Below are 24,580 nucleotides of genomic sequence, written 5' to 3' on the forward strand. Positions count from 1 at the left end.
AAAAGTGCCTGACCAATACGTCACCGGCGATCAGTTGAGATCGGTCACGTCCCTCCCCGGCAACCAGCGGACCCGGAGGCGCGTCTTCCCGTCGAGCCCGCGAACGCGGTCGGGAACGCGTGCGTGGTGCCGCGGGGCACGGCCTACAGTGGGTCGGAGCACCGGAACGCAGGCAAGCGAAGCAACAGCAACCAGCAGGGAGCGCGAGACGTGCGGCCAGTCGGCAGCAAATACCTGCTTGAGGAACCGCTCGGACGCGGCGCCACAGGCACCGTCTGGCGTGCCCGCCAGCGCGAGACCGCGGGCGCCGAGGCGGCCGTGCCCGGACAGCCGGGAGAGACGGTCGCGATCAAGGTCCTGAAGGAGGAGCTGGCGAGCGACCCGGACATCGTGATGCGCTTCCTGCGCGAGCGTTCCGTGCTGCTCCGGCTCACCCACCCGAACATCGTCCGGGTCCGCGACCTGGTCGTCGAGGGTGATCTGCTGGCGCTGGTCATGGACCTCGTCGACGGCCCCGACCTGCACCGCTACCTGCGCGAGAACGGCCCCTTCACCCCGGTCGCCGCGGCCCTGCTGACCGCCCAGATCGCCGACGCCCTCGCCGCGAGCCACGCCGACGGCGTCGTCCACCGCGATCTGAAGCCCGCCAACGTGCTGCTCATGCAGCACGGCGGCCAGATGCACCCGATGCTGACCGACTTCGGCATCGCCCGCCTCGCCGACTCCCCGGGCCTGACCCGCACCCACGAGTTCGTCGGCACGCCCGCGTACGTGGCGCCCGAGTCCGCGGAGGGCCGCCCGCAGACCTCCGCCGTCGACGTCTACGGCGCCGGCATCCTGCTGTACGAGCTGGTCACCGGCCGTCCGCCGTTCTCCGGCGGTTCCGCGCTTGAGGTCCTGCACCAGCACCTGAGCGCCGAGCCGCGCCGCCCCTCCACCGTCCCCGAGCCGCTGTGGACGGTCATAGAGCGCTGCCTGCGCAAGAACCCGGACGAGCGGCCGAGCGCCGAGAACCTCGCGCGCGGGCTGCGGGTCGTCGCCGAGGGCGTCGGGGTGCACGCGAACGCCGCGCAGATCGCCGCCGCCGAGGGCGTCGGCGCGCTGCTCGCCCCGGACCCGGCCCCGGCCGCCGTCCCGGGCGTGCCCGGTGCCGCCGACCCCACCCAGGTGCTGCCGGCGAACGCGCCGCAGGGGGCGTACGACCCGAACGCCGCGACCAGCGTGCTGCCGCACACCGGCGGCCCGGCCGGCGCCGCCGACCCCACCGCCGTACTGCCGAACACGGGCGCGGCGGACCCGACGGCGGTCCTGCCGCCCGTCCCGCAGGGCCAGCAGGGGCAGCAGGGTCAGTACGGCCAGCAGCAGGGGCAGCAGGGGCAGGGCGAGCAGCCGCATCCCTGGCAGACCCAGCTGCGGGCCGCCCGCGACCGCAACGAGCAGACGCAGATCCAGTACCTGGACCCGGACGAGGACCCGTTGCGCCGCCGCCCCCAGCGGCAGGTGGCGCGGCCCCAGCAGCAGCCGCGCCCGGCCCCGCAGGGCCGCCCGCAGCAGCCGCAGCCGCGCCCGGCCCCGCAGGGCCGACCGCAGCAGCCGCAGCCGCGCGGCCGGCAGCAGGGCGCCGGGTACGGCTATCCGCAGCAGCAGCCCCAGCAGTACGCCCCGCCGCAGCAGCCCCAGCAGCCGCAGCGGTACGCGCCTCCCGCCCCGCCCGCGCCGCAGCGGCCCGCGCGGGAGCCCCGGGAGCCGCGGCAGCGCAGCGCCAACCGGATGAAGATCCCCGGGCTGGGCTGTCTGAAGGGCTGCCTGTTCACGATCGTCATCCTGGTCGTGGCGAGCTGGCTGATCTGGGAGCTGACCCCGTTGCAGGACTGGATCGGCACCGGCAAGGGCTACTGGGACCAGATGACCGACTGGATCGGCACGGTGGGCGGCTGGATCAAGGATCTGGGCGGTTCCGGCAGCGGAAACTGATCGCTGGTTCGGAGATTTGTCGACATCTGCCGGGTGATTTCCGCCTCCGCGGTGAAGGTTGGCTCGTCGGACGCGTAGTTTTGGCGGCAACACGCGTCTGTAGGAGCAGTCTTGGCACGGAAGATCGGCAGCCGGTACACCGCGAACCAGATCCTGGGGCGGGGGAGCGCAGGCACGGTGTGGCTGGGCGAGGGACCGGACGGCCCCGTCGCCATCAAGCTGCTGCGCGAGGACCTCGCCTCCGACCAGGAGCTCGTCGGACGCTTCGTGCAGGAGCGCACCGCGCTGCTCGGCCTGGAGCACCCGCACATCGTCACCGTGCGCGACCTGGTGGTCGACGGCAACGACCTGGCCCTGGTCATGGACCTCGTGCGCGGCACCGACCTGCGCACCCGGCTGGAGCGGGAGCGGCGGCTCGCGCCCGAGGCGGCCGTGGCGATCGTCGCCGACGTCGCCGACGCGCTGGCGGCGGCCCACGCGGCCGGGGTCGTCCACCGGGACGTCAAGCCCGAGAACGTCCTGCTCGACATGCGGGGCCCCATCGGGCCGGGCGGCTCCCACCCCGCCCTGCTCACCGACTTCGGCGTCGCCAAGCTGATCGACTCGCCCCGGCGGACCCGCGCCACGAAGATCATCGGTACGCCGGACTACCTGGCCCCGGAGATCGTGGAGGGCCTGCCGCCCCGGGCCGCCGTGGACATCTACGCGCTCGCCACGGTCCTGTACGAGCTGCTGGCCGGCTTCACGCCCTTCGGCGGCGGCCACCCGGGCGCGGTCCTGCGACGGCACGTCACCGAGACCGTCGTCCCGCTGCCCGGCATCCCCGAGGAGCTGTGGCAGCTGCTGGTGCAGTGCCTGGCCAAGGCCCCGGCCTCCCGGCTGCGCGCCTCGGAGCTCGCGGCGCGGCTGCGCGAGCAGCTGCCCACGCTGGCCGGGATGCCGCCGCTGGAGGTGGACGAGCCCGACCTCTCCGAGGAGGCCGCCGAGGAGTCCGCGCCGTCGGCTCCGCAGGGTGAGCCGGTACGGCGGCGAGGGGCGGTGTCCCTGGTCCCCGGGGCCAAGCCCGACTCCAACCGCGACACGCACACCTCGATGCGGGTGCCGGGGCCGGACGAGCTGGCGGGGGGCGCGCACGGGACCGCTCGGGCCCCTCGGGCCACGGGTGCGCCCCGGCCGGGCTCGGCCCGCCACAAGGCCGCGGTGCGGCGGCGCCGGGTGACCCTCGGGGTGGCCGGGGTGGTGGTGGCCGCCGTCGTGGCCGTCGGCGCCTGGTTCGCCTCCTCCGGCGGGGACGACGACCAGCCGGCCCCGGGCACCCACAGCACGTCGGCCCCCTGACCCGGGCCCGGCCCGCCTCCCACCCGACCCGGTCGGCCGGGAGGCGGGCCGAGGTCGCTTGCCACAGCCGTTACGCTGGAAGGCGTGGCAGTCGTCGATGTATCCGAAGAGCTGAAGTCCCTCTCCTCGACCATGGAGTCGATCGAGGCCGTCCTGGACCTCGACAAGCTGAGGGCAGATATCGCCGTGCTTGAGGAGCAGGCGGCGGCCCCGTCCCTGTGGGACAACCCGGACGAGGCGCAGAAGATCACCAGCAAGCTCTCCCACCTCCAGGCCGAGGTCAGGAAGGCGGAGGCGCTGCGTGGCCGGATCGACGACCTCGCGGTCCTCTTCGAGATGGCCGAGGAGGAGAACGACCCGGACACCCGCGCCGAGGCCGAGTCCGAGCTGACCGCGGTGAAGAAGGCGCTGGACGAGATGGAGGTCCGCACCCTCCTGTCCGGCGAGTACGACTCCCGTGAGGCGCTCGTCAACATCCGCGCCGAGGCCGGTGGCGTCGACGCCGCCGACTTCGCCGAGAAGCTCCAGCGCATGTACCTGCGCTGGGCCGAGCAGCACGGCTACAAGACCGAGCTGATCGAGACGTCGTACGCCGAAGAGGCCGGCATCAAGTCGACCACCTTCGCCGTGCACTCGCCGTACGCCTACGGCACCCTCTCCGTCGAGCAGGGCACGCACCGCCTCGTGCGCATCTCGCCCTTCGACAACCAGGGGCGCCGGCAGACCTCCTTCGCCGGTGTCGAGGTGCTGCCCGTGGTGGAGCAGTCCGACCACGTGGAGATCGACGAGTCCGAGCTGCGCATCGACGTCTACCGGTCCTCCGGTCCCGGCGGCCAGGGCGTCAACACGACCGACTCCGCGGTCCGCATCACGCACCTGCCCACCGGCATCGTGGTCTCCTGCCAGAACGAGCGGTCGCAGATCCAGAACAAGGCCACCGCGATGAACGTCCTCCAGGCCAAGCTGCTGGAGCGGCGCCGGCAGGAGGAGCAGGCCAAGATGGACGCCCTCAAGGGCGACGGCGGCAACTCCTGGGGCAACCAGATGCGTTCGTACGTGCTGCACCCGTACCAGATGGTCAAGGACCTGCGCACCGAGTTCGAGGTGGGCAACCCGGAGGCCGTGTTCAACGGCGAGATCGACGGGTTCCTGGAGGCCGGGATTCGCTGGCGCAAGCAGAACGAGAAGTAACTTTGTCGACATGACAACTGCCGCCCCTGGGGCGGCAGTTGTCGTTTGTCTGGGTTCTGCGTCACACTCGCGGGCTTCAACTCTCCGCAAACGCCACCCCATCGGACATTGCGCCCGCAACGGCCTTGACGTTGCTGTGAAAACTCGGAAGGGTGGGGCGCGGCATGCGTACTCTTGGGGCGCATGTGAACCGGGGGATCGAGTTGACGCCACTTCGTCACCAGCTGCCTCCGTCGATCACGGCACGCCCCACGCGAAGCCTCATTGACGTACAGCTACTGGGGGTAGCAACCATATGACGAAGAAGACGCGGGTCCGGGTCGCGCGGATAGCCGCCGGCGCCGTGATCGCGGCCGGTGCGTCGCTGACGGCGGCCGGCGCGGCTTCCGCCCTGGACCTCGGTGTCCAGGCGGGCCCGATCAGCCTCGGCGTGAGCGGTGTGGGCGCCGACGGCGGCAACACGGACGGTGGCGGCTGCCCGGTCGGCATCTGCACCGACGGCGGCACCACCACCGGCTCGGCCGGCACCGACGGCTCGGGCGGCGCGGCTGCCAGCGGCGGTGACGCCTCCACGGGTGGCGACGCCTCGATCGGCGGTGACGCTTCCATCGGCGGTGACGCTTCCATCGGCGGCGACGCCTCGATCGGCGGTGACGCCTCCATCGGCGGCGACGCCTCCATTGGCGGCGACGCTTCCATCGGCGGTGGCGACAGCAACTCCGGCGGCAACGGCAACGGCGGTGACGCCTCCATCGGCGGCGACAACGGCAACTCCGGCGGCAATGGCAACTCGGGTGGCAACGGCAACTCGGGTGGCAACGGCAACGGTGGCGGCAACAGCACCGACGGCGGTAACGGCAACTCGGGTGGCAACGGCAACGGTGGCGGTAACGGCACCGACGGTGGCAACGGCAACTCGGGTGGCAATGGCAACTCGGGCGGCAACGGCACCAGCGGTGGCAACGGCACCTCCGGTGGTGACAGCGGCACCAGCGGTTCCACCGACGGCGGCGACAGCGGCACCAGCGGTTCCACGGGCGGCGGTTCCACCACCGGCGGCAACCACACCGGCCCCGACGGCGGCAACAACAACGTCCCGCAGGACGAGGGCTCCTCGGCGCTGACCGACACCGGCTCCGACACCTCGGCCCAGGGCGGCGACAAGCAGCTCGCCGAGACCGGTGCCGGCCAGACCGCGTTCCTGCTCGTCGGCGCCGCGACGATGATCGCCGGCGGCATCGGCTTCCGCGTCCTGCCGCGCCTGGTGAGCGGTCGCGGCGGCGCCGCCGCCTGACCGTAGCCGCAAGGTCACGCACGGCACACGCGCAAGGGCCCGGAGCCTCGGCTCCGGGCCCTTGTGACGCTTCGGGTCAGGCGGTCTGGTGCGCCAGCAGCGCCACCGCGGCGATCAGTACCGCCAGCAGCGCGATCAGCGCCATCGGGTTCACACCGCCGAGGCCTCCGAAGAAGCCCTCCTGCTGCAGTCGCTCGCGGTTGGCACGGCACACCGGGCACCGGCCCTCGCTCACGGGCGCCGCGCAGTTCGCGCACACCAACCGGTCGTACGTCATGCGCTCGCCCTCCTTGCACCGGCCATCACATGCACAACGCTCACGGGGACGAGAACGTTCCCCCGCGTTCCCGTCGTCCTTCGTCTCCCTTCCACTGTGCCAGGTTCCCGCGGCGCGTGCGCGGGGCCTCCGGGAAGGGGGCGCGGGAAGCGGCCGGTACAAAAACGTACAAGTATTGCCCAACCTCATCCCGCGACTGCACTTGCACACCCGGTTCGCGTATGGTCACGCTCATCTACCCCCGGCGACCCGTGGTGCATCCGTGATCCGATTCGACAATGTCTCCAAGGTCTACCCCAAGCAGGCCCGGCCCGCACTCAGGGATGTCTCCCTGGAGGTGGAGAAGGGCGAGTTCGTCTTCCTCGTGGGGTCCTCCGGCTCCGGAAAGTCGACCTTCCTGCGGCTCATCCTCCGCGAGGAGCGGTGCAGCCACGGTCAGGTGCACGTGCTGGGCAAGGACCTCGCGCGCCTGTCCAACTGGAAGGTGCCGCAGATGCGCCGCCAGCTCGGCACGGTCTTCCAGGACTTCCGGCTGCTGCCGAACAAGACGGTCGCCGAGAACGTGGCCTTCGCCCAGGAGGTCATCGGCAAGTCCCGTGGCGAGATCCGCAAGTCCGTGCCGCAGGTGCTCGATCTCGTCGGGCTCGGCGGCAAGGAGGACCGCAGACCCGGTGAGCTGTCCGGTGGTGAGCAGCAGCGCGTCGCCATCGCGCGCGCGTTCGTCAACCGGCCGAAGCTGCTCATCGCCGACGAGCCCACCGGCAACCTCGACCCGCAGACCTCCGTCGGCATCATGAAGCTGCTCGACCGCATCAACCGGACGGGCACCACCGTCATCATGGCGACGCACGACCAGAACATCGTGGACCAGATGCGCAAGCGCGTCATCGAGCTGGAGAAGGGCCGCCTCGTCCGCGACCAGGCCCGCGGCGTCTACGGCTACCAGCACTGACCGCACCAGCACCCAGTTCCGGAAAGGCCTGAAGAACCCGCCATGCGCGCCCAGTTCGTCCTGTCGGAGATCGGTGTCGGTCTCCGCCGCAATCTGACGATGACCTTCGCCGTCATCGTCTCCGTCGCCCTGTCCCTGGCCCTGTTCGGCGGCTCGCTGCTGATGAGCGACCAGGTCAGCACCATGAAGGGCTACTGGTACGACAAGGTCAACGTCTCGATCTTCCTGTGCAACAAGCACGACGCGGAGAACGACGTCCACTGCGCCAAGGGCGCGGTCACCGAGGACCAGAAGAAGCAGATCCTCGGGGACCTGGACAAGATGCCGGTCGTCGAGAAGGTGACCTACGAGTCGCAGGACGAGGCGTACAAGCACTACAAGGAGCAGTTCGGCAACTCCCCGCTGGCCGGCTCGCTGACGCCGGACCAGATGCAGGAGTCGTACCGGATCAAGCTCAAGGACCCGCAGAAGTACCAGGTGATCGCGTCCGCGTTCAACGGGCGGGACGGCGTGCAGTCGGTGCAGGACCAGAAGGGCATCCTGGACAACCTCTTCCAGCTGCTGAACCTGATGAACCGGGGCGCGCTCGGCGTGATGGCGATGATGCTGATCGTCGCGCTCCTGCTGATCGTCAACACCGTGCGCGTCTCGGCGTTCAGCCGACGGCGGGAAACCGGCATCATGCGCCTGGTCGGTGCCTCGGGCTTCTACATCCAGGCGCCGTTCATCGCCGAGGCCGCGGTCGCCGGACTCATCGGCGGCGGCCTCGCCTGCGTGGCGCTCGTCGTCGGCCGGTACTTCACCATCGACCACGGCATGGAGCTGTCCCACAAGCTCACGCTCATCAACTTCGTCGGCTGGGACGCGGTGTTGACCAAGCTGCCGCTGATCCTGGCCACCAGTGTCCTGATGCCGTCGCTCGCCGCGTTCTTCGCGCTGCGCAAGTATCTGAAGGTGTGACGCACGCCAACGGGGTCGTACGGGCATCCGGCCGTACGGCCCCTTCGCGTTGCCCTAGACTCGCCGCCATGTCAGGCCGTGACCTGTTCTGTCAGCCCCGCCGCGTCCGCCGCGGGGCCACCCTGGCATTGGTCTTCGCCGGTGTGCTGATCGCCGGTGCCGCCACCGGTTCCTTCCCGGAATCCGACTCTCCCGCGCGGAAGGCCGCCGCCGGTCCGGTGGGCCCGGCGGCCCGGCACGAGGCCGTCGAGAGGGCCGCCGCGGAGGCGCTGGCCGACGGCAAGTCCCCGATGGAGGCGGCGGAAAGGGCCGTCAGCCGCAGCGGGGACCGCTGGGCCGCGGTCTACTCCGAGGGCGAGTACGAGGAGTTCCAGGACGCGCTCGACGGCCGGTACACCGGTGTCGGCCTGTGGGCGCGCCAGGAGGCGGACGGCGGGATCGCGGTCACCCGGGTGCGGTCCGGCTCACCCGCCGCCGACGCCGGGATCCGGGCGGGCGACCGGTTGCGCAGCGTCGACGGGAAGAAGGTCGACGGGTGGCCGGTGACCGAGGTGGTCGCCCGGCTCCGCGGCGACGCGCTGCGCGGCGACGGCGACGACGGCCCGGCCGGCACGACGGTCACCCTCGGTCTGGAGCGCGGCACGCGCGCGTGGACCGAGACCCTGCACCGGGCCCGGCTGTCCACCGACTCCGTGACCGCGCGCCGGCTGTCCGACGGCGTCACCGTGCTCAAGATCGCCGCGTTCACCAAGGGGTCGGCCGACGCGGTCCGCGAGGCGCTGCGCGCCGCCCCCGCCGACGGCCGGACCGTCCTGGACCTGCGGGGCAACTCCGGCGGCCTGGTCACCGAGGCCGTGGACACCGCCTCCGCCTTCCTGGACGGCGGCCTGGTCGCCACCTACGACGTCGACGGCGCCCAGCGCGCCCTGCACGCCGCCTCCGGCGGCGACACCACCCGTCCCCTGGTCGTCCTCGTCGACGGCGGCACCATGAGCGCGGCCGAGCTGCTCACCGGCGCCCTCCAGGACCGGGGCCGCGCGGTGGTGATCGGCTCCCGCACCTTCGGCAAGGGCTCCATCCAGATGCCGACCGAGCTGCCCGACGGCTCGGTGGCCGAGCTGACCGTCGGTCACTACCGCACCCCCTCCGGCCGCACCGTGGACGGCCGGGGCATCACCCCCGACCTGGAGGCGGGGCCGGGGCAGGCCCTGTCACGGGCGCGGACCGTCCTCACCGGGCTGGGCGACCCGTCGTAGCCAGCCGTAATCGGCTGTACGCACACCCCCTGTGTGGTGCGAAAATGGTGGGCACTATGAGCAAGGGAATGTACGTACCGAAGGAGTCCCAGCCCAAGCAGGGCGGCGGGGCGGCCAAGGCCAGGGACGGCGAGAAGGGCGGCAAGCGCAAGATCGTCGCCCAGAACAAGAAGGCCCGGCACGACTACGCGATCATCGACACCTACGAGGCCGGGCTCGTGCTCATGGGCACGGAGGTCAAGTCGCTGCGCGAGGGACGGACCTCGCTGACCGACGGCTTCGTCCACATCGACCGGGGCGAGGCGTGGCTGCACAACGCCCACATCCCCGAGTACCACCAGGGCAGCTGGACCAACCACTCCGCGCGCCGCAAGCGCAAGCTGCTCCTGCACCGCGAGGAGATCGCCAAGCTGGAGTCGAAGGCCCAGGAGACGGGACACACGATCGTGCCCCTCGCCATCTACTTCAAGGACGGCCGGGCGAAGGCCGAGATCGCTCTCGCGCGGGGCAAGAAGGAGTACGACAAGCGGCAGACGCTGCGGGAGCAGCAGGACCGGCGGGAGGCGGACCGGGCGATCGCGGCGGCGAAGCGCAGGCAGCGCGGCCACTAGCCGGCCGGCCGACCGGCCGACGGGAATAGGCTGGCATCGTCGGGCGTTGGTCACGTACGATGGCAGTGCACTCCACAGAGGGTGCGCGAACCCTCTCCGGAGGGGTTTTGAAAAATCAACATGGGGATGATCGGTTTCGACAGCGGCTGTCGAAGCAGGGGAAGCGTGTCGAGGAAGCGGCAATGATCTCGTAAACCATATGTCGCAAAAAATAATCGCCAACACCAAGCGCGATTCCTTCGCCCTCGCTGCCTAAGTAGCGACTTGCGAAGTGTCAGCCCGGGGCTGTTCCCGACCCGGATCCTGGCATCAGCTAGGGAACTAAACCTCTAGACCCGGTCACGGGGTGTAGAGGGAAATCAAACAGTGACTGAGCCCGTCGGAGACTTGTCCGCGTGATCTCCGGGGCCGAGAAACTCGCAGCGGACTGCACACGGAGAAGCCCTGATTCCGCACCGTTGGACGCGGGTTCGATTCCCGCCATCTCCACGAGGCCCCTTCGGGGGGCCGACCCCATGTGGGCGAAGGCCCCGTCGCTTCCGAGCGGCGGGGCCTTCGTCATGGGGTGGCCCTGTCGGCGCGGGTGAGCGCGGCCACGCCGAGGGCGAGGGCGGCGGCGGCCACCGGTACGGCGTACGCGGTGGTGGGGGAGAGGTGCTCCGCCGCCCAGCCGCCCGTCGCCGAACCGCACGCGATACCGGTGAGCAGTCCCGTCACCATCAGACTCATCCCCTCGTTGAGCCGGTCGCCCGGGGTGCGCCGCTGCACCAGCGTCATCGCCGTCACCATCGTCGGCGCCGTCGCCATCCCCGCCACCAGCAGCGCACCCGCCAGCGCCGGCAGGGACCGGGTGCCGGCCGCGAGCCAGGGCAGGGTCATGAGCCCGGCCATGGCCGCCAGACACCAGGAGAAGCGCGCCCCCGCCGGCTTCCGCGCCCCGAACACCAGCCCCGCCGCGCACGAGCCCGCCGCCTGGAGCGCGAGCACGGCACCGGCAGCCGCGCGGTGCCCCTGCGCGTCGGCGTAGGCGATCGTGACGACCTCCATGGAGCCGAACACCGCGCCGGTCGCGGTGAAGCAGGCCAGCAGGGGCGGGACACCCGGGCTGCGCAGCGGCGAGGGACCCTGCGAGCGGGGCGTCGGCGGCGGCTCGGTCGCCCGCTGGGCGAGGAACAGCAGCATGCCGGCGAGCAGCAGCACCGCCCCGGTGAGCGTGCCCGCCTCCGGGAAGAACGTGCCGGTCAGGAAAGACGCGAGCACCGGCCCGAGCATGAAGCACAGCTCGTCCGCGGCCTGCTCGAACGCGTTCGCGGTGTGCAGCGCCCCGGGGTCGTCCCGCAGCAGACGGGCCCAGCGGGCGCGGGACAGGCCGCCGATGTTGGGGGTGGCGGCGGTGCCGGCGTAGGCGGCGAACAGGGTCCAGTCCGGGGCGTCGTAGCGCACGCACAGCAGCAACGCGAGGCTGCCCAGCACGGACACGACCGTGGCCGGCAGCGCGACCCGGGCCTGCCCGTGCCGGTCGACCAGCCGGGCGAGCCAGGGGCCGGCCAGCGCGGTCGCCGCGAGCCCCGTCGCGGTGACGGCACCGGCGAGGGCGTACGAGCCACGGGAACCGGCGATCATCACGACCGCGCTCACGCTGAACATGCCCATCGGCAGGCGGGCGAGGAGGTTGCCGGTGGTGAAGGCGCGGGCGCCGGGGAGACGGAACAAGCGGCGGTATCCGCCGGCCTGATCTCCCTGGCCGTCTATTCGGCCGTTCCGGGCGTCTTGGGTGGTCTCTCGGGGCATGGCTCAACAGTCGCCCGGAGTGGATCAGCAGGTCCAACACCTTCCGCGCCCCGATCCACGCGCTCCCGTTGTAAATTCGCCGCCATGTCCGCCTCCGCCGCCCACATAGACCCCCGCCTGCTGCGTGCCTTCGTCGCCGTCGCCGAGGAACTGCACTTCACCCGGGCGGCGGCCCGGCTGTACGTCGCCCAGCAGGCGCTCAGCCGGGACGTACGGCGGCTGGAACGGGAGCTGGGCGCCGAGCTGTTCGTACGGACCACCCGGCAGGTCACGCTGACCCCGGACGGCGAGCGCCTGCTGCCGCACGCGCGCCGGGTCCTCGCCGCCCAGGACGACCTGCTCGCCGCGTTCGCCGCCGGCCAGGCCCGCCCGCTGCTGGTCGACCTCAACTCACCGGGCCTGGCCACCGGCCGCCGCGTACTGCACCGGGCCCGCGAACTCGCCCCCGACTGCGAGCTGATGGCCCGCTACGAGAGCGGCCTCACCGGAGCCGCCGCCGAGTTGCTCGCCGGCCGTCTGGACGTCTCCTTCGGCCGGTTCGCCGGTCTCGACCCGGCGCTCCGCTCCGGCCTGGAGCAGCGGCCGGTGCGGTACGAGCCGATGGCCGTCGTGCTGCCCGAGGGCCATCCGCTGGCCGCGTCGGCGCGGGTGCCGCTGTCCGCGCTGGCCGGCGAGACGGTGTACGCCGGCGCCGGCAACCCGCGCACCCGGGAGTGGACCGATCTGGCCCGGCGCCTCTTCCAGGACCGCGCCATCCGGCTCGCCCCGCCGCTCCCCCTGGCCGTCGGTGACGAGGAGTTCGGCCGCATCATGGCGAAGACCCGCAATCCGGTGCTGGCCGTCGTGGACTTCCCGCCCATGCCCGGCACGGTACGACGGCCCCTCGTCGACCCCGTCCCGCTGTCGCCCGTCTCCCTGGTCTGGCGGAAGGGACTGGTCCATCCCGGATTGACCGCGCTGCGGAAGGCGGTGGCCGAGATCGCGCGGGTGGAGAGGTGGCTGCGGCGGCCCGCCGATGGATGGATTCCGGCCATGGATGAAGAGGTGATGAACGGCGTGTGATGTGCGGTGACGGGCATCCGCCCGTGCCGGCCCGGCGCGCAGCACCCCTCCGCGTGCGTTACATTCTTGGCCCGGGCACAGGGTGGTAGTGGGGGCGCTCGGGCCGGGTGGGGGCCTGGTCCGGTCGACGGGTGCCCGGATCGTGAGCGCGCCCGGAACTGTCCCGTGGGGGGATGAACGCGCGTGAAAATGTGTCCTGAAGACGCCCAACCTGAGGCGCGAGAGATGGCGTCCGCAGGGCGCGGTGAGCCGGTGGGCGGGGGCGACGAGCGGATGGAATCGGACGCGGGGGCTGCGCGAGCCGCGGATTCTGGTGCCGGTGCCGATGGTGCCGGTGCCGATGGTGCCGCTCCGGGGGCTGTCGTGGACTCTGATGCCGACGTTGCAGACGTTGCTTACGTTGCCGTCGAGTCCGGTGAGGCTTCGGAGGCAGGGGAGACGGGTGCCGAGTCGGCTGGGTCCGCCGAGCTCGCTGGGCCCGGCGACTCCGCAGAACCTGGGCAGCCCGCCGGGGCCGAGGCGTCCGCCGGAGCGGAGCGGCCCGCTGAAGCGGCCGAGCCCGTGGAACCCGGCGTGCCCGGCAAGTCCGGCGAGCCAGCCGACCAGGTCGAGCCCTCCGCCGTGAAGGAGCCCCCCGAGACCTCCGACGGCGCCGCAGATGTCCCGGAACCTTCCCCCGGCCCCACCCCCACTCCCGCTTCCTCCCCGCAGGACGAGACCATCGAGCTGGGCGACGTACAACTCGGCGCCGTGGGCGCGGAGTCGGCCGTACGGGACACCCGTGGCTCGGACGGGCCGGTCTTCGTGGACGAGTCGGGCCGTCGTAGCCGCCGGTTCCGCCGGCTCGGCGTGGCCGTGGCCGTCGCGTGCGCCGGTTACGCCGCCGTCATCGTCGCCACCCTGCTGTCCGGCAACTCCGCCGCCCCCTGGCTGCCGGTGCCGGGCCAGCACGAGGACAAGCCGGCCGGCAAGGTGCACACCTCGCCGCTGCCCAGCGTCTCCACGACCCCGACCACGAACCCGACCCCGCCGGGAGCCGGCGCGGTGACCGCACCCGTCGTCGGCGCCGAGGCGGGCGGCCCGGCCGTAGCGGGCAGCGGAGCGCCCGCCGGCGCCGACGCCTCCGCGTCCACCGAGCCGGACGGCGCCACCGCCTCCGCGCCCGCAGCCGACGCCGGCACCACCGGTTCCCCGACCCCGTCGGCCCCGGCCACCGACGTGTCCCCGGCACCGTCCGCCACCGGCACCGCCACCGCTCCGGCACCCACGCCGACCCCGTCGGGCCGTACCCACACCCCGCCCGGTCACACCCGGCGCCCGCACCCCAAGCTCTCCCTCTGACGACCAGGCGGAACACCCCCAGATGGCCTCCCACCCCCGCCGCCGCACCCGGCTGCCGCTGCGCTACCTGCTCCCTCTCCTGATCCTGGTGGCGACCCTGGCGATGCTCATGCTGCGCGGCTACGTGCACAACGAGATCCTCGCCGACCACCGCATCCGGCCCTCCGCGGCGCACGACAGGGTTCCGCAGCGCATCCTGGACGGCGGCCCGGTCATCGACACGCGCGACGGCCGCAGCGACAGCCTGCGCATACCCGACCACCGCATCGTCCTGACCTTCGACGACGGCCCCGACCCGACCTGGACCCCGAAGGTGCTCGACGTGCTGAAGAAGCACCACGCGCACGCGGTCTTCTTCGTCACCGGCACCATGACCTCCCGCCATCCGGAGCTGGTCCGGCGCATGGTCGCCGAGGGCCACGAGGTCGGCCTGCACACCTTCGGCCACCCCGACCTGTCGTACCACTCCACGAAGCGCATCGACTGGGAGCTGTCGCAGAACCAGCTGGCGCTCGCCGGGGCGGCCGGTATCCGCAGTTCGCTGTTCCGGCCGCCGTACTCCTCCTCCGCCGACGCCATCGACAACCGGTCCTGGCCGGTGACGCGGTACATCGGCAGCCGGGGCTACCTCACGGTCGTGGACGACACCGACAGCGAGGACTGGCGCAAGCCGGGCGTCGGGCGGATCATCCGCAACGCCACGCCCCACGGCGGCCGGGGCGCGGTCGTCCTCATGCACGACTCGGGCGGCGACCGGCACCAGACCGTCCAGGCGCTCGACCGGCTCCTGCCCCGGCTCCAGCAGCAGGGCTACACCTTCCAGACCCTCACCGGAGCGCTGCGGGCCCCCAGTGCCGACACCCCGGTCACCGGCCTCGACCTGTGGAAGGGGAGGGCCTGGATCTTCCTGGTGAAGGCGTCCGACGACATCACCACGGTCCTCGTCGCCGGTCTCGCCGTCGTCGGCTGCCTCGTCTTCGCCCGCTTCGGCCTGATGCTGCTGCTGTCCGGCGCGCACGCCCGCCGCACCCGGCGCCCCGGTTTCCGCTGGGGCGAGGAGCCGGTCACCGAGCCGGTGTCGGTGCTGGTGCCCGCGTACAACGAGGCCAAGTGCATCGAGAACACGGTCCGTTCGCTCATGCGCAGCGAGCACCCCATCGAAGTGCTGGTCATCGACGACGGCTCGGCGGACGGCACGGCCGACATCGTCGAGGCGCTGGACCTGCCGGACGTACGGGTGATCCGCCAGGCCAACGCGGGCAAGCCGGCCGCGCTCAACCGGGGCCTGGCGAACGCCCGTCACGAGCTGGTCGTGATGATGGACGGCGACACCGTCTTCGAACCGGCCACCGTCCGCGAACTGGTCCAGCCCTTCGCCGACCCGCGCGTCGGCGCCGTCGCCGGCAACGCCAAGGTCGGCAACAAGAACCGGCTGATCGGCGCGTGGCAGCACATCGAGTACGTGATGGGCTTCAACCTCGACCGCCGTATGTACGACATCCTGCGCTGTATGCCGACGATCCCGGGCGCGGTCGGGGCGTTCCGCCGCTCGGCCCTGCGACGGGTCGGCGGCATGAGCGACGACACGCTCGCCGAGGACACCGACGTCACGATGGCCCTGCACCGCGACGGCTGGCGCGTGGTGTACGCCGAGAAGGCCCGTGCCTGGACGGAGGCGCCCGAGTCGGTCCAGCAGCTGTGGTCCCAGCGCTACCGCTGGTCGTACGGCACCATGCAGGCCATCTGGAAGCACCGCCGCGCGCTGTTCGACCGGGGCCCCTCGGGCCGCTTCGGCCGGGTGGGCCTGCCCCTCGTCTCGCTCTTCATGGTCGTGGCCCCGCTCCTGGCCCCCCTGATCGACCTCTTCCTGGTCTACGGCCTGGTCTTCGGCCCGACGGGCAAGACGATCCTGGCCTGGTGCGCGGTCCTGGCCGTGCAGGCGCTGTGCGCGGCGTACGCCTTCCACCTGGACCGCGAACCCCTCACCCCGCTCCTCTCGCTCCCTCTCCAACAGCTGCTCTACCGCCAGCTGATGTACGTCGTCCTGCTCCAGTCCTGGATCACCGCCCTCACCGGCGGCCGACTGCGCTGGCAGAAGCTCCGCCGCACGGGCGGGGTGGCGGCACCGCCGACCGAGCGGTCCCCGGTCCCGGAGGCGGCCCCGGCCGGCTGACCGCCTACTCCCGCTGGGCCACGGCGTCCTTCTGCAACTGCACCGCCGCCAGCAGGCTCAGACCGGGCTCGGCCTGCCGCAGTGCCTTCACGGCGGCGACGGAGGCGAGGTCCCCGGTGAACCCGACGTCGGCCAGCCTGGCGCGGACCCAGTCGGCCCGCAGCCGTCCCTCACTGGCGCCGGCGGTCGCCCCGACGAGCGCGACCGCCCGCTCCAGCCCCGCCCGCTCCTCCTCCGGGGCCCCGTCCAACGCCTCCCGCAGCGCCGCCGCGACCAGGTCGGAGTCCCGGATGACCAACACCAGATCCTGCTTCTTGCCGAACCCCGCGAATCCCTTCATACGCACCAGGGTGACCGCCGCGAGCCGCCCTCTTCAAACAACTTGAGGAGTTCCAGAGGCTTGCGCCGCTCCCGACGCCGCGGGGCAGGGGAGGCGGCCATCAGTTGCTTGTCGTGCAGGAGTACGCCGAACCGTCAGGGAGCGGCCGGTGTCGGCTGAGCGGTACCGCCCCTCACGCGTCCGCGTACTTCGCGTCCGCCGCCGGGTCCAGGGCCAGGCGGTAGCCCCGCTTCACCACCGTCTGGATCAGCTTCGGGGTGCCGAGGGCCGTGCGGAGGCGGGCCATCGCCGTCTCGACGGCGTGCTCGTCGCGGCCCGCGCCCGGCAGCGCGCGCAGGAGGTCGGCGCGGGGGACGACCCAGCCGGGGCGGCGGGCCAGGGCGCGCAGGAGGGACATGCCGGCCGGGGGGACCGGCTTGAGGTCGCCGTCGACCAGGACCGCGTGGCCGCGGATCTCCACCCGGTGTCCGGCAATCGGCAGGGAGCGGGCGCGGGCCGGGAGTTCCTGGCACAGGAGCTGGACCAGCGGGCCGAGGCGGAAGCGTTCGGGCTGGACCGTGTCCACCCCGCGGGCCTGGAGGGGGATGGCGGTGACCGGGCCGACACAGGCCGGGAGGACGTCGTGGGCCAGGGCGGCCAGCAGGTCGTCCAGCAGGCCGCGGTCCTCCGCGCGGGACAGGAGGGAGGCCGCGGCGGGGGCGCTGGTGAAGGTGAGGGCGTCCACGCCACGGGTGACGGCCGCGTCCAGGAGGCGGTCGAGGGGGCTGAGGTCCTCGGGGGGCATCCAGCGGTAGACCGGGACGGGCACCACTTCCGCCCCGGCGGCCCGCAGCGACTCCACGAAGCCGGGGAGGGGCTCGCCGTGGAGCTGTACGGCGACGCGGTCGCCCTCGACGCCCTCCTCCAGGAGGCGGTCGAGCACCTCGGCCAGGGATTCCGAGGAGGGCGACCATTCCTCGGTGAGCCCCGCCGCGCGGATCGCGCCCTTCACCTTGGGCCCGCGGGCCAGCAGGCGGACCCCGCGCAGCCGGCCCAGCAGTTGTTCGCCCAGGCCCCAGCCGTCGGCGGCCTCGACCCAGCCGCGGAAGCCGATCGCCGTGGTGGCGACCACGACGTCCGGCACCTGGTCGATGAGCTCCTTCGTGGCGGCGAGCAGTTCGCCGTCGTCCGCGAGCGGCACGATCCGCAGGGCGGGGGCGTGCACAACGGTGGCGCCGCGCCGCTGGAGCAGGGCGCCCAGTTCCTCGGCCCGGCGCGCGGCGGTGACGCCCACGGTGAACCCGGCGAGGGGGCCGTGCTCGGGGTGCTGCTCTTCGTCGTACATGGGCTCTCCTAGCTGACCGGCACGCCGATCGAGCCTGTCAACGATGCGTGACAGGCTCGGTTCGGCTCGATGTCACCGGTGTTACGTCACACCTCGGCATAGCTGAGCTGGGCCTGCGCCTCCGGCGCGGCGGCCGTGGCCGGGACCCGCGCCGCCGTACGACGAAGGTATACGGCCCAGGTGACCGCGAAGCAGACACCGTAGTAGGCGAGGAAGGCGACGAACGCGCCCGTGCCGGAGCCGTAGGAGAGGAAGGACTGGCGGAAGGCCAGGTTGATGCCGACGCCGCCGAGGGCGCCGACCGCGCCGATGAGGCCCATGGACGCGCCGGACAGCCGCCGGCCGTGGGCGACCGCCGCCTCGCCCTCCAGGCCCTTGGCCAGCGCCTTGGCCTGGAAGATGCCGGGGATCATCTTGAACGTCGAGCCGTTGCCGAGCCCGCTGAGCACGAACAGGACGACGAAGGCGGACACGAACAGGGGCAGCGACTTCTGCATGCTGGCGACGATGAGCACGGCGGTGGCGGCGGCCATGCCGACGTAGTTCCACAGGGTGATGCGGGCGCCGCCGTAGCGGTCGGCGAGCCAGCCGCCGAGGGGGCGGATGAGGGAGCCGAGCAGCGGGCCGATGAAGGTGAGGTACGCGGCCTGGAGGGGCGTCCGGCCGAACCCGTTCGTCAGCACCTGGCCGAAGGCGAAGCTGTAGCCGATGAAGGAGCCGAAAGTGCCGATGTAGAGCACGGACATGATCCAGGTGTGGGCGTCCCGGGCGGCGTCCTTGGCCGCGCCGGTGTCGTTCTTCACCGAGGACAGGTTGTCCATGAACAGCGCGGCGAGCACGGCGGCCACGACGATCAGCGGGATGTAGATGCCGAGCAGCACGCGCGGGCCGCCGCTCGCGCCGATGATGGCGAGGGCGACGAGCTGGATGACGGGGACGCCGATGTTGCCGCCGCCCGCGTTGAGGCCGAGCGCCCAGCCCTTCTTCCTGAGCGGGAAGAAGGCGTTGATGTTGGTCATGGAGGAGGCGAAGTTGCCGCCGCCGATGCCGGCCAGCAGGCCCACCAGGAGGAAGGTGGAGTACGACGTCCCCGGCTCCATCACCACGAACGCGGCGACGGTCGGGATCAGCAGCAGGCTCGCCGAGATGATCGTCCAGTTACGGCCGCCGAAGACGGCCACGGCGAAGGTGTACGGCACCCGGACCACCGCGCCGACCAGCGTGACCACCGACGTCAGCAGGAACTTGTCGGCGGGCGTGAGGCCGTACTCCGGGCCCATGAACAGGACCAGGACCGACCACAGGGTCCAGACGGAGAAGCCGACGTGCTCGGAGAGGACGGAGAACCAGAGGTTCCGGCGGGCGGTCCGCTCCCCGGTCGCCTGCCAGAACGCCTCGTCCTCCGGATCCCAGCGCTCGATCCAGCGGCCACTGCGACGGGTTGGGGCTGGGCCTGTCATCACGCCTCCACGGTGCTCCGGCTGCTCGGTCTGCCGACCACTGACTCAGCCCGAAGGTAGGGAGGACGCGTTTCCGGCCTGTGGCTGTGGGTGACCGCGAGGGAACGTTGCTCTCACTCGGCCGGGGAGGGGCCGGTGAGGCGGGACGCCGGCCCCCGGGTCCCCCGGGATCCCGCCGCGAGGGGTTCCGGTGTCTCCTCCGCGCGGGCACTGTGGGGGGAAGACCCCGCACGGTTCCTGCCCAGGCGGTGACTGGCCCATGGCACTCGGTAGCGCCCCTTCCGCGTACGCGCCGCGGTTCGACGCCGGGCGGGTGTGCCTGGACCTCCTCGCCACCGCGCATCCGGGCGAACGGCTGGACGGCGTCGGCGCGTTGTGCGCGTGGATCGGGGGTGCCGGGCTCGTGCCCGACGGTACGGCGCTCGGTCACGCCGACGCGTCCTGGCTGGCCGGGTTCCGGGAACTGCGCGGCTGTGTCGGGGTGTTGGTGCGCGGGCCGTGTCCCGGGGACGCGTCGTCGTACGGGCGGGCGCTCGGGCGGGTCAACGCGCTCGCCCTCGCGGCGACCCCCGCGCCCGTGGCCGTACCCGCGGAAGGCGGCGGGCTCGTGCGGGAGTTGGCCGGGCCGCCCGGCGCCGCCGCGCTGCTCGCCCTCGTCGCCCGGGACGCCGTCGAGTTGCTCACCGACCCCGTCGCGCGGGCCGCCGTACGCGAGTGCGAGGGGGACGACTGCCCCCTCGTGTACCTGGACACCTCCCGCGGCCGGCGCCGGCGCTGGTGCTCCAGCGAGGTGTGCGGCAACCGGGAGCGGGTCGCCCGGCACCGGCGGCGGGCGGCGCTGGCGCGGGCCTGAAGGCGGAGTGATTTCCGCAACACCGGGTTTGGATGGCCCGTACACGGGGATTTGGCGGCGACCGCGCCCGCGTGTCGGAGATGTGGAGATCGCGCGGTGGGAATGTGCGCGCATGTCCCGCTCGTCACACCACCCCCAGGAAATCTGTGCCTCGGGTTTGAACACCGGGCCGCCCCCGTCCGTACGGGTGGGCGAGCGACCGACTGGGGGAACCCCCGGACACCGGAGGTGGGCGTGCGCAAGGATGCGGCCGTGGCCAATGAACGTGGAGCGAGGGCCCGACATCGCATGTCCTCACAGCCCTCGGAGCCGGACGAGGAGTTGATGCGTGCGCTGTACCGGGAGCACGCCGGACCCCTGCTCGCGTATGTCCTGCGGCTGGTCGCCGGTGACCGGCAGCGCGCCGAGGACGTCGTACAGGAAACGCTCATCCGTGCCTGGAAGAACGCCGGTCAGCTCAATCGGGCGACCGGTTCGGTACGCCCCTGGCTGGTGACGGTCGCGCGCCGCATCGTCATCGACGGCCACCGCAGCCGGCAGGCCCGGCCGCAGGAGGTCGATCCGTCGCCGCTGGAGGTCATCCCCGCGGAGGACGAGATCGACAAGGCGCTGTGGCTGATGACGCTGTCGGACGCGCTCGACGACCTGACCCCGGCCCACCGGGAGGTGCTCGTCGAGACGTACTTCAAGGGGCGTACCGTCAATGAGGCGGCCGAAACACTGGGCATACCGAGCGGAACGGTCCGTTCCCGGGTGTTCTACGCCCTGCGGTCGATGAAGCTGGCACTGGAGGAGCGGGGGGTGACGGCGTGATGAGCAGCGGGTACGGGGGGATGCAGGGATTCGGACCGGGTGGTCCGGGTATGTCTGGGCCCATGAGCCCCAGGCAGGGATCTTCGGTGCCGAGTGAGCACGAGACCGTCGGCGCCTACGCCCTCGGGATCCTCGACGACGCCGAGGCGACCGCTTTCGAGGCCCATCTCGCCGGCTGCGAGTGGTGCGCCCAGCAACTGGACGAACTGGCCGGGATGGAGCCGATGCTGGCCGCGCTCGCGGACCTGCCGGGCTCCGGCAGCACACCCGCGATCGGCGAGTCGCTGTCCGCCAAACCCAGCCCGCGGCTGGTGGAGAAGCTGGTGGACGAGGTCGCCGAGAAGCGCGCCCAGAAGCGCCGGCGCAGCTTCTACATGATCGCGGCGGCGGCCGCGCTGATCATCGCCGGGCCGCTGGCCGCGGTGGCGGTGAACGGCGGCTCGGACGGGGGCGGGCAGGTCACCGCGACGCCGGCCCAGGCGACCTTCCGGACCATGTCCGACAAGAAGTCCGCCACGGACGCGTCGACCCACGTCAGCGCGACCGTCGCCGTGGCGCGCAAGGACTGGGGCACCCAGGCGGTCCTGGAGCTGAAGAACGTCAAGGGTCCGCTGAAGTGCTCCCTGGTGCTCGTCGCCAAGAACGGGCAGCGCGTGACCATGTCGTCGTGGTCCGTGCCCGACTGGGGGTACGGCATCCCGGACGCCAAGACCGAGCAGTCGAAGCAGCCGCTCTACATCGGCGGGGCCGCGGCCTTCCAGCCCAATGAGATCGACCACTTCGAGGTGGTCACCTTCGAGGGCAAGAAGCTGGTCCAGGTGGACGCCTAGCCGACGTAGCTTCGACGGGCCCCCTTCGCGTACGGTTGACGGCTGCCCAGCACGTCAGAAGGGGGCCCGGTGGCCGCTCAGGTTCAGCAGTCCGCGGTCGGCTCGGTACACGACGCACAGGATTCCGTCCGCGACCGAGAGATCAGCGTCGAGCAGGAACACCTGGACCGGGTGTACCAGCGCCTGGAGGAGAAGATCCACGAGGCGGAGTTCCTGATGCACGACGCGGCCAAGCGCGGCCAGGTGGGCACCCCGGGCGCGCTCGCCGAACGGGACGCGCAGGTCTTCCGGGCCGGTATCCACCTCAACCGGCTCAACAACGAGTTCGAGGACTTCCTCTTCGGGCGGATCGACCTGCTGCTCGGCAAGGACGGCAAGAAGGGGCCCGACGGGGCCTACACGGCCGTGGAGCCGGCCGAGGGCGCCGTGCGGCCGGACAACACCGCCGACATCGCCGAGACGCTGCACATCGGCCGCATCGGCGTCCTGGACGAGGACTACTCCCCGCTGGTCATCGACTGGCGCGCCCCCGCCGCCGCCCCCTTCTACCGGGCCACGCCCGTGGAGCCGGGACGGGTGGTGCGGCGCCGGGTCATCCGCTCCAAGGGACGCCGGGTCCTCGGCGTGGAGGACGACCTGATGCGGCCCGAGCTGACGGCCTTCCTCGACGGCGGCGAACTGCCCGTCATCGGCGACGGCGCCCTGATGGCCGCCCTCGGCCAGGCCCGCGGCCACACCATGCGGGACATCGTCTCGTCCATCCAGGCCGAGCAGGACCTGGTCATCCGGGCCCCCGCGGCCTCCATCACCTACGTGGAGGGCGGCCCGGGCACCGGCAAGACCGCCGTCGCCCTGCACCGCGCGGCCTACCTGCTCTACCAGGACCGCAGACGCTACGCGGGCGGCATCCTCATCGTCTCCCCGACCCCGCTGCTCGTCGCCTACACCGAGGGCGTGCTGCCCTCGCTCGGCGAGGAGGGCCAGGTCGCGATCCGCGCGATCGGCTCGCTGGTCGACGGCGCGCAGGCCACGCTGTACGACTCCCCGGCCGTGGCCCGCGCCAAGGGCTCGTACCGGATGCTGAAGGTGCTGCGGAAGGCCGCCCGGGGCGCCCTGGAGCTGGGGCCGGCCGCTCCGGCGGACGCCGCGGAGCAGGACCCGGTCGCCGGTCCGCCCGGCCGCCTGCGCGTCGTCGCCTTCGGACGCCGCCTGGAACTGGAGGCCGACGAGCTGGAACGCGTCCGCCGGACCGCCCTCGGCGGCACCGCGCCCGTCAACCTGCTCCGTCCGCGCGCCCGCAAGCTGCTCCTGGACGCCCTGTGGGACCGCTCCGGCGCCGCCGCCCGGCACACCGACCCCGAACTGGCCGCCGAGCTGCGCTCCTCCTTCGACGAGGACATCGCCGGCGAGGACTCCTTCATCGCGTTCCTCGACGCCTGGTGGCCCGAGCTGACCCCGAAGGCCGTGCTCGCCGCCATGGCCGACGAGAAGCGGCTCGGCCGCTGGGCCCGGCGGATCCTCAACCCCGGCGAGGTCCGCAAGGTCGCCCGCTCGCTCAGGCGGGACGGGTACTCCGTGCACGACATCGCCATGCTCGACGAGCTCCAGGCGATCCTCGGCGCCCCGGCCCGGCCGCGCAGGAAGCGGGAGCTGGACCCGCTGGACCAGCTCACCGGCCTGGAGGAGCTGATGCCGGTGCGGGAGGAGTCGCAGCGGGAGCGGGCCGAGCGGCTGGCGCAGGAACGCACCGAGTACGCGCACGTCATCGTGGACGAGGCGCAGGACCTCACGCCGATGCAGTGGCGCATGGTCGGCCGCCGCGGCCGGCACGCCACCTGGACGGTGGTCGGCGACCCGGCGCAGTCCTCCTGGTCCGACCCGGACGAGGCCGCCGAGGCCCGCGACGAGGCCCTCGGCACCCGGCCCCGGCGCCGTTTCCAGCTCACCGTGAACTACCGCAACCCGGCCGAGATCGCCGAGCTGGCCGCCAAGGTGCTGGCGCTCGCCATGCCCGGCTCCGAGGCCCCGTCGGCGGTGCGCTCCACCGGCGTGGAGCCGCGCTTCACCGTCGTACGGGACGGACTGGAGAAGACCGTGCGCGCGGAGGCCGAGCGCCTGCTCGGGCTGGTGGACGGCACGGTCGGCGTGGTCGTCGCGATGAACCGGCGCGAGGAGGCCCGGCGCTGGCTGGCCGGGCTCGGCGACCGGGTGGTGGCTCTCGGCAGCCTGGAGGCCAAGGGCCTGGAGTACGACGCGACGGTCGTCGTCTCGCCCGCGGAGATCGCCGACGAGTCGCCGGCCGGCCTGCGCGTGCTGTACGTGGCGCTGACCCGGGCCACCCAGCAGCTCACGGTGGTGTCGGGGGAGCGGGACGAGCCGGACGCGGCGGGGGTCCCGGACCTCCTCAGGGACTGAACCTCCCGCACGGGAATGGTCTTACGGGATCCGTTTGTTAGCCTTGGTGTGGCACCGGCCCGATCCAAGCCCCCGGGCCCAACCTTCGTCCCTCAGAGGGACCACTTGCCGCGAGGCGAGCATGGCGGGTCGGTGTCATGAACGCAGGAGACCCACGTCACGACAGTGACGTGGGTCTCTTTCTTTGCCCCGCGCTCCTCTTCCCCCGACTGATCGTTTCTCGTATGGTGGAAGTGGTTTTCCGAAATCAGCACCTGCCGGGAAACCCCGCGTGAACACAACGTCCGTAACCCAGGGCGACTACCACGTACTGAGCGGTAGGTGC

General features: G+C 72.3%; 20 protein-coding genes and 1 other RNA gene. 16 read left to right on the top strand and 5 right to left on the bottom strand.

The window, feature by feature from the left end; genetic code table 11:
- The first annotated feature begins 210 nt into the window (after nt 1-210).
- From AQJ11_RS00195 to AQJ11_RS00210, 4 genes are all read left to right on the top strand, one after another.
- Nucleotides 211-1,974, top strand: a complete 1,764-nt coding sequence (locus AQJ11_RS00195) for a serine/threonine-protein kinase (RefSeq protein ID WP_059261425.1) — start codon at nt 211-213, stop codon at nt 1,972-1,974.
- A 111-nt stretch (nt 1,975-2,085) separates the two neighbouring features.
- Complete coding sequence (locus tag AQJ11_RS00200; protein WP_059261426.1) at nt 2,086-3,312, top strand: serine/threonine-protein kinase; 1,227 nt, start codon at nt 2,086-2,088, stop codon at nt 3,310-3,312.
- A gap of 84 nt (nt 3,313-3,396) precedes the next feature.
- Nucleotides 3,397-4,503: a peptide chain release factor 2 gene (prfB, locus tag AQJ11_RS00205; RefSeq protein WP_059261427.1), complete on the top strand. Its 1,107-nt coding sequence runs from the start codon at nt 3,397-3,399 to the stop codon at nt 4,501-4,503.
- Nucleotides 4,504-4,798: 295 nt separating this feature from the next.
- Complete coding sequence (locus tag AQJ11_RS00210) at nt 4,799-5,797, top strand: hypothetical protein (protein WP_059261428.1); 999 nt, start codon at nt 4,799-4,801, stop codon at nt 5,795-5,797.
- A 76-nt stretch (nt 5,798-5,873) separates the two neighbouring features.
- Here AQJ11_RS00210 and AQJ11_RS00215 read toward each other — a convergent pair whose 3' ends face one another.
- Nucleotides 5,874-6,074, bottom strand: coding sequence for a hypothetical protein (locus tag AQJ11_RS00215; RefSeq protein WP_014673040.1), 201 nt, complete (start codon nt 6,072-6,074; stop codon nt 5,874-5,876).
- A 262-nt stretch (nt 6,075-6,336) separates the two neighbouring features.
- Between AQJ11_RS00215 and ftsE the strand changes: the two genes are divergently transcribed.
- From ftsE to ssrA, 5 genes are all read left to right on the top strand, one after another.
- The gene (ftsE, locus tag AQJ11_RS00220) at nt 6,337-7,026 is read left to right on the top strand and encodes a cell division ATP-binding protein FtsE (RefSeq protein WP_014673039.1); all 690 of its coding nucleotides are present in this window, start codon (nt 6,337-6,339) and stop codon (nt 7,024-7,026) included.
- Nucleotides 7,027-7,068: 42 nt separating this feature from the next.
- Nucleotides 7,069-7,986, top strand: coding sequence for a permease-like cell division protein FtsX (gene ftsX, locus AQJ11_RS00225; protein ID WP_014673038.1), 918 nt, complete (start codon nt 7,069-7,071; stop codon nt 7,984-7,986).
- Nucleotides 7,987-8,054: 68 nt separating this feature from the next.
- Complete coding sequence (locus AQJ11_RS00230) at nt 8,055-9,242, top strand: S41 family peptidase (protein WP_175252161.1); 1,188 nt, start codon at nt 8,055-8,057, stop codon at nt 9,240-9,242.
- Between the two features lie 68 nt (nt 9,243-9,310).
- The gene (gene smpB, locus AQJ11_RS00235; protein WP_014673036.1) at nt 9,311-9,853 is read left to right on the top strand and encodes an SsrA-binding protein SmpB; all 543 of its coding nucleotides are present in this window, start codon (nt 9,311-9,313) and stop codon (nt 9,851-9,853) included.
- Nucleotides 9,854-9,975: 122 nt separating this feature from the next.
- Nucleotides 9,976-10,345, top strand: a transfer-messenger RNA (tmRNA) gene (ssrA, locus tag AQJ11_RS00240).
- Nucleotides 10,346-10,411: 66 nt separating this feature from the next.
- Here the strand turns inward: ssrA and AQJ11_RS00245 are convergent.
- Nucleotides 10,412-11,644, bottom strand: a complete 1,233-nt coding sequence (locus AQJ11_RS00245) for an MFS transporter (protein WP_398779972.1) — start codon at nt 11,642-11,644, stop codon at nt 10,412-10,414.
- A gap of 84 nt (nt 11,645-11,728) precedes the next feature.
- On the opposite strand from AQJ11_RS00245, the gene AQJ11_RS00250 reads away from it, so the two are divergent.
- The 3 genes from AQJ11_RS00250 (at nt 11,729) to AQJ11_RS00260 (ending at nt 16,220) form a co-directional block, all read left to right on the top strand.
- The gene (locus AQJ11_RS00250; RefSeq protein WP_059261430.1) at nt 11,729-12,706 is read left to right on the top strand and encodes a LysR family transcriptional regulator; all 978 of its coding nucleotides are present in this window, start codon (nt 11,729-11,731) and stop codon (nt 12,704-12,706) included.
- Nucleotides 12,707-13,279: 573 nt separating this feature from the next.
- Complete coding sequence (locus tag AQJ11_RS00255) at nt 13,280-14,047, top strand: hypothetical protein (protein WP_244218061.1); 768 nt, start codon at nt 13,280-13,282, stop codon at nt 14,045-14,047.
- A 22-nt stretch (nt 14,048-14,069) separates the two neighbouring features.
- Nucleotides 14,070-16,220 carry a bifunctional polysaccharide deacetylase/glycosyltransferase family 2 protein gene (locus AQJ11_RS00260; RefSeq protein WP_059261432.1) on the top strand — a complete coding sequence of 717 codons (2,151 nt, stop codon included), beginning with the start codon at nt 14,070-14,072 and terminating at the stop codon, nt 16,218-16,220.
- A 4-nt stretch (nt 16,221-16,224) separates the two neighbouring features.
- Here the strand turns inward: AQJ11_RS00260 and AQJ11_RS00265 are convergent, their stop codons facing one another.
- The 3 genes from AQJ11_RS00265 to AQJ11_RS00275 all read right to left on the bottom strand — a co-directional run bounded on the left by AQJ11_RS00265 (nt 16,225) and on the right by AQJ11_RS00275 (nt 19,344).
- Entirely contained in the window at nt 16,225-16,560 is a 336-nt protein-coding gene (locus tag AQJ11_RS00265; protein ID WP_014673031.1) for a hypothetical protein, read from the bottom strand.
- 172 nt (nt 16,561-16,732) lie between these two features.
- Nucleotides 16,733-17,884: a uroporphyrinogen-III synthase gene (locus AQJ11_RS00270; protein ID WP_014673030.1), complete on the bottom strand. Its 1,152-nt coding sequence runs from the start codon at nt 17,882-17,884 to the stop codon at nt 16,733-16,735.
- An 86-nt stretch (nt 17,885-17,970) separates the two neighbouring features.
- Nucleotides 17,971-19,344, bottom strand: a complete 1,374-nt coding sequence (locus tag AQJ11_RS00275; protein ID WP_059261433.1) for a nitrate/nitrite transporter — start codon at nt 19,342-19,344, stop codon at nt 17,971-17,973.
- A gap of 259 nt (nt 19,345-19,603) precedes the next feature.
- Here AQJ11_RS00275 and AQJ11_RS00280 point away from each other — a divergent pair, with 259 nt between their 5' ends.
- The 4 genes from AQJ11_RS00280 to AQJ11_RS00295 all read left to right on the top strand — a co-directional run bounded on the left by AQJ11_RS00280 (nt 19,604) and on the right by AQJ11_RS00295 (nt 24,255).
- Nucleotides 19,604-20,197: a CGNR zinc finger domain-containing protein gene (locus AQJ11_RS00280; RefSeq protein WP_059261434.1), complete on the top strand. Its 594-nt coding sequence runs from the start codon at nt 19,604-19,606 to the stop codon at nt 20,195-20,197.
- Between the two features lie 228 nt (nt 20,198-20,425).
- On the top strand, nt 20,426-21,010 hold the full coding sequence (locus AQJ11_RS00285) for a sigma-70 family RNA polymerase sigma factor (protein WP_009188888.1): 585 nt from the start codon (nt 20,426-20,428) through the stop codon (nt 21,008-21,010).
- A gap of 50 nt (nt 21,011-21,060) precedes the next feature.
- Nucleotides 21,061-21,840: an anti-sigma factor family protein gene (locus AQJ11_RS00290; protein ID WP_269465635.1), complete on the top strand. Its 780-nt coding sequence runs from the start codon at nt 21,061-21,063 to the stop codon at nt 21,838-21,840.
- Between the two features lie 69 nt (nt 21,841-21,909).
- Nucleotides 21,910-24,255, top strand: coding sequence for a HelD family protein (locus AQJ11_RS00295; protein ID WP_059261435.1), 2,346 nt, complete (start codon nt 21,910-21,912; stop codon nt 24,253-24,255).
- The last annotated feature ends 325 nt before the right edge of the window (nt 24,256-24,580 follow it).

The organism is Streptomyces corchorusii (assembly GCF_001514055.1).
GTDB classification, from domain to species: Bacteria; Actinomycetota; Actinomycetes; order Streptomycetales; family Streptomycetaceae; genus Streptomyces; species Streptomyces olivaceoviridis.

Excerpts from the sequence above, each read along its gene's own strand:
- AQJ11_RS00210 (WP_059261428.1), top strand. The coding sequence starts at position 4,799 with ATGACGAAGAAGACGCGGGTCCGGGTCGCGCGGATAGCCGCCGGCGCC.
- AQJ11_RS00215 (WP_014673040.1), bottom strand. The coding sequence starts at position 6,074 with ATGACGTACGACCGGTTGGTGTGCGCGAACTGCGCGGCGCCCGTGAGC.
- ftsX (WP_014673038.1), top strand. The coding sequence starts at position 7,069 with ATGCGCGCCCAGTTCGTCCTGTCGGAGATCGGTGTCGGTCTCCGCCGC.
- AQJ11_RS00230 (WP_175252161.1), top strand. The coding sequence starts at position 8,055 with ATGTCAGGCCGTGACCTGTTCTGTCAGCCCCGCCGCGTCCGCCGCGGG.
- smpB (WP_014673036.1), top strand. The coding sequence starts at position 9,311 with ATGTACGTACCGAAGGAGTCCCAGCCCAAGCAGGGCGGCGGGGCGGCC.
- AQJ11_RS00245 (WP_398779972.1), bottom strand. The coding sequence starts at position 11,644 with ATGCCCCGAGAGACCACCCAAGACGCCCGGAACGGCCGAATAGACGGC.
- AQJ11_RS00250 (WP_059261430.1), top strand. The coding sequence starts at position 11,729 with ATGTCCGCCTCCGCCGCCCACATAGACCCCCGCCTGCTGCGTGCCTTC.
- AQJ11_RS00260 (WP_059261432.1), top strand. The coding sequence starts at position 14,070 with ATGGCCTCCCACCCCCGCCGCCGCACCCGGCTGCCGCTGCGCTACCTG.
- AQJ11_RS00265 (WP_014673031.1), bottom strand. The coding sequence starts at position 16,560 with ATGAAGGGATTCGCGGGGTTCGGCAAGAAGCAGGATCTGGTGTTGGTC.
- AQJ11_RS00270 (WP_014673030.1), bottom strand. The coding sequence starts at position 17,884 with ATGTACGACGAAGAGCAGCACCCCGAGCACGGCCCCCTCGCCGGGTTC.
- AQJ11_RS00275 (WP_059261433.1), bottom strand. The coding sequence starts at position 19,344 with ATGACAGGCCCAGCCCCAACCCGTCGCAGTGGCCGCTGGATCGAGCGC.
- AQJ11_RS00280 (WP_059261434.1), top strand. The coding sequence starts at position 19,604 with ATGGCACTCGGTAGCGCCCCTTCCGCGTACGCGCCGCGGTTCGACGCC.
- AQJ11_RS00290 (WP_269465635.1), top strand. The coding sequence starts at position 21,061 with ATGTCTGGGCCCATGAGCCCCAGGCAGGGATCTTCGGTGCCGAGTGAG.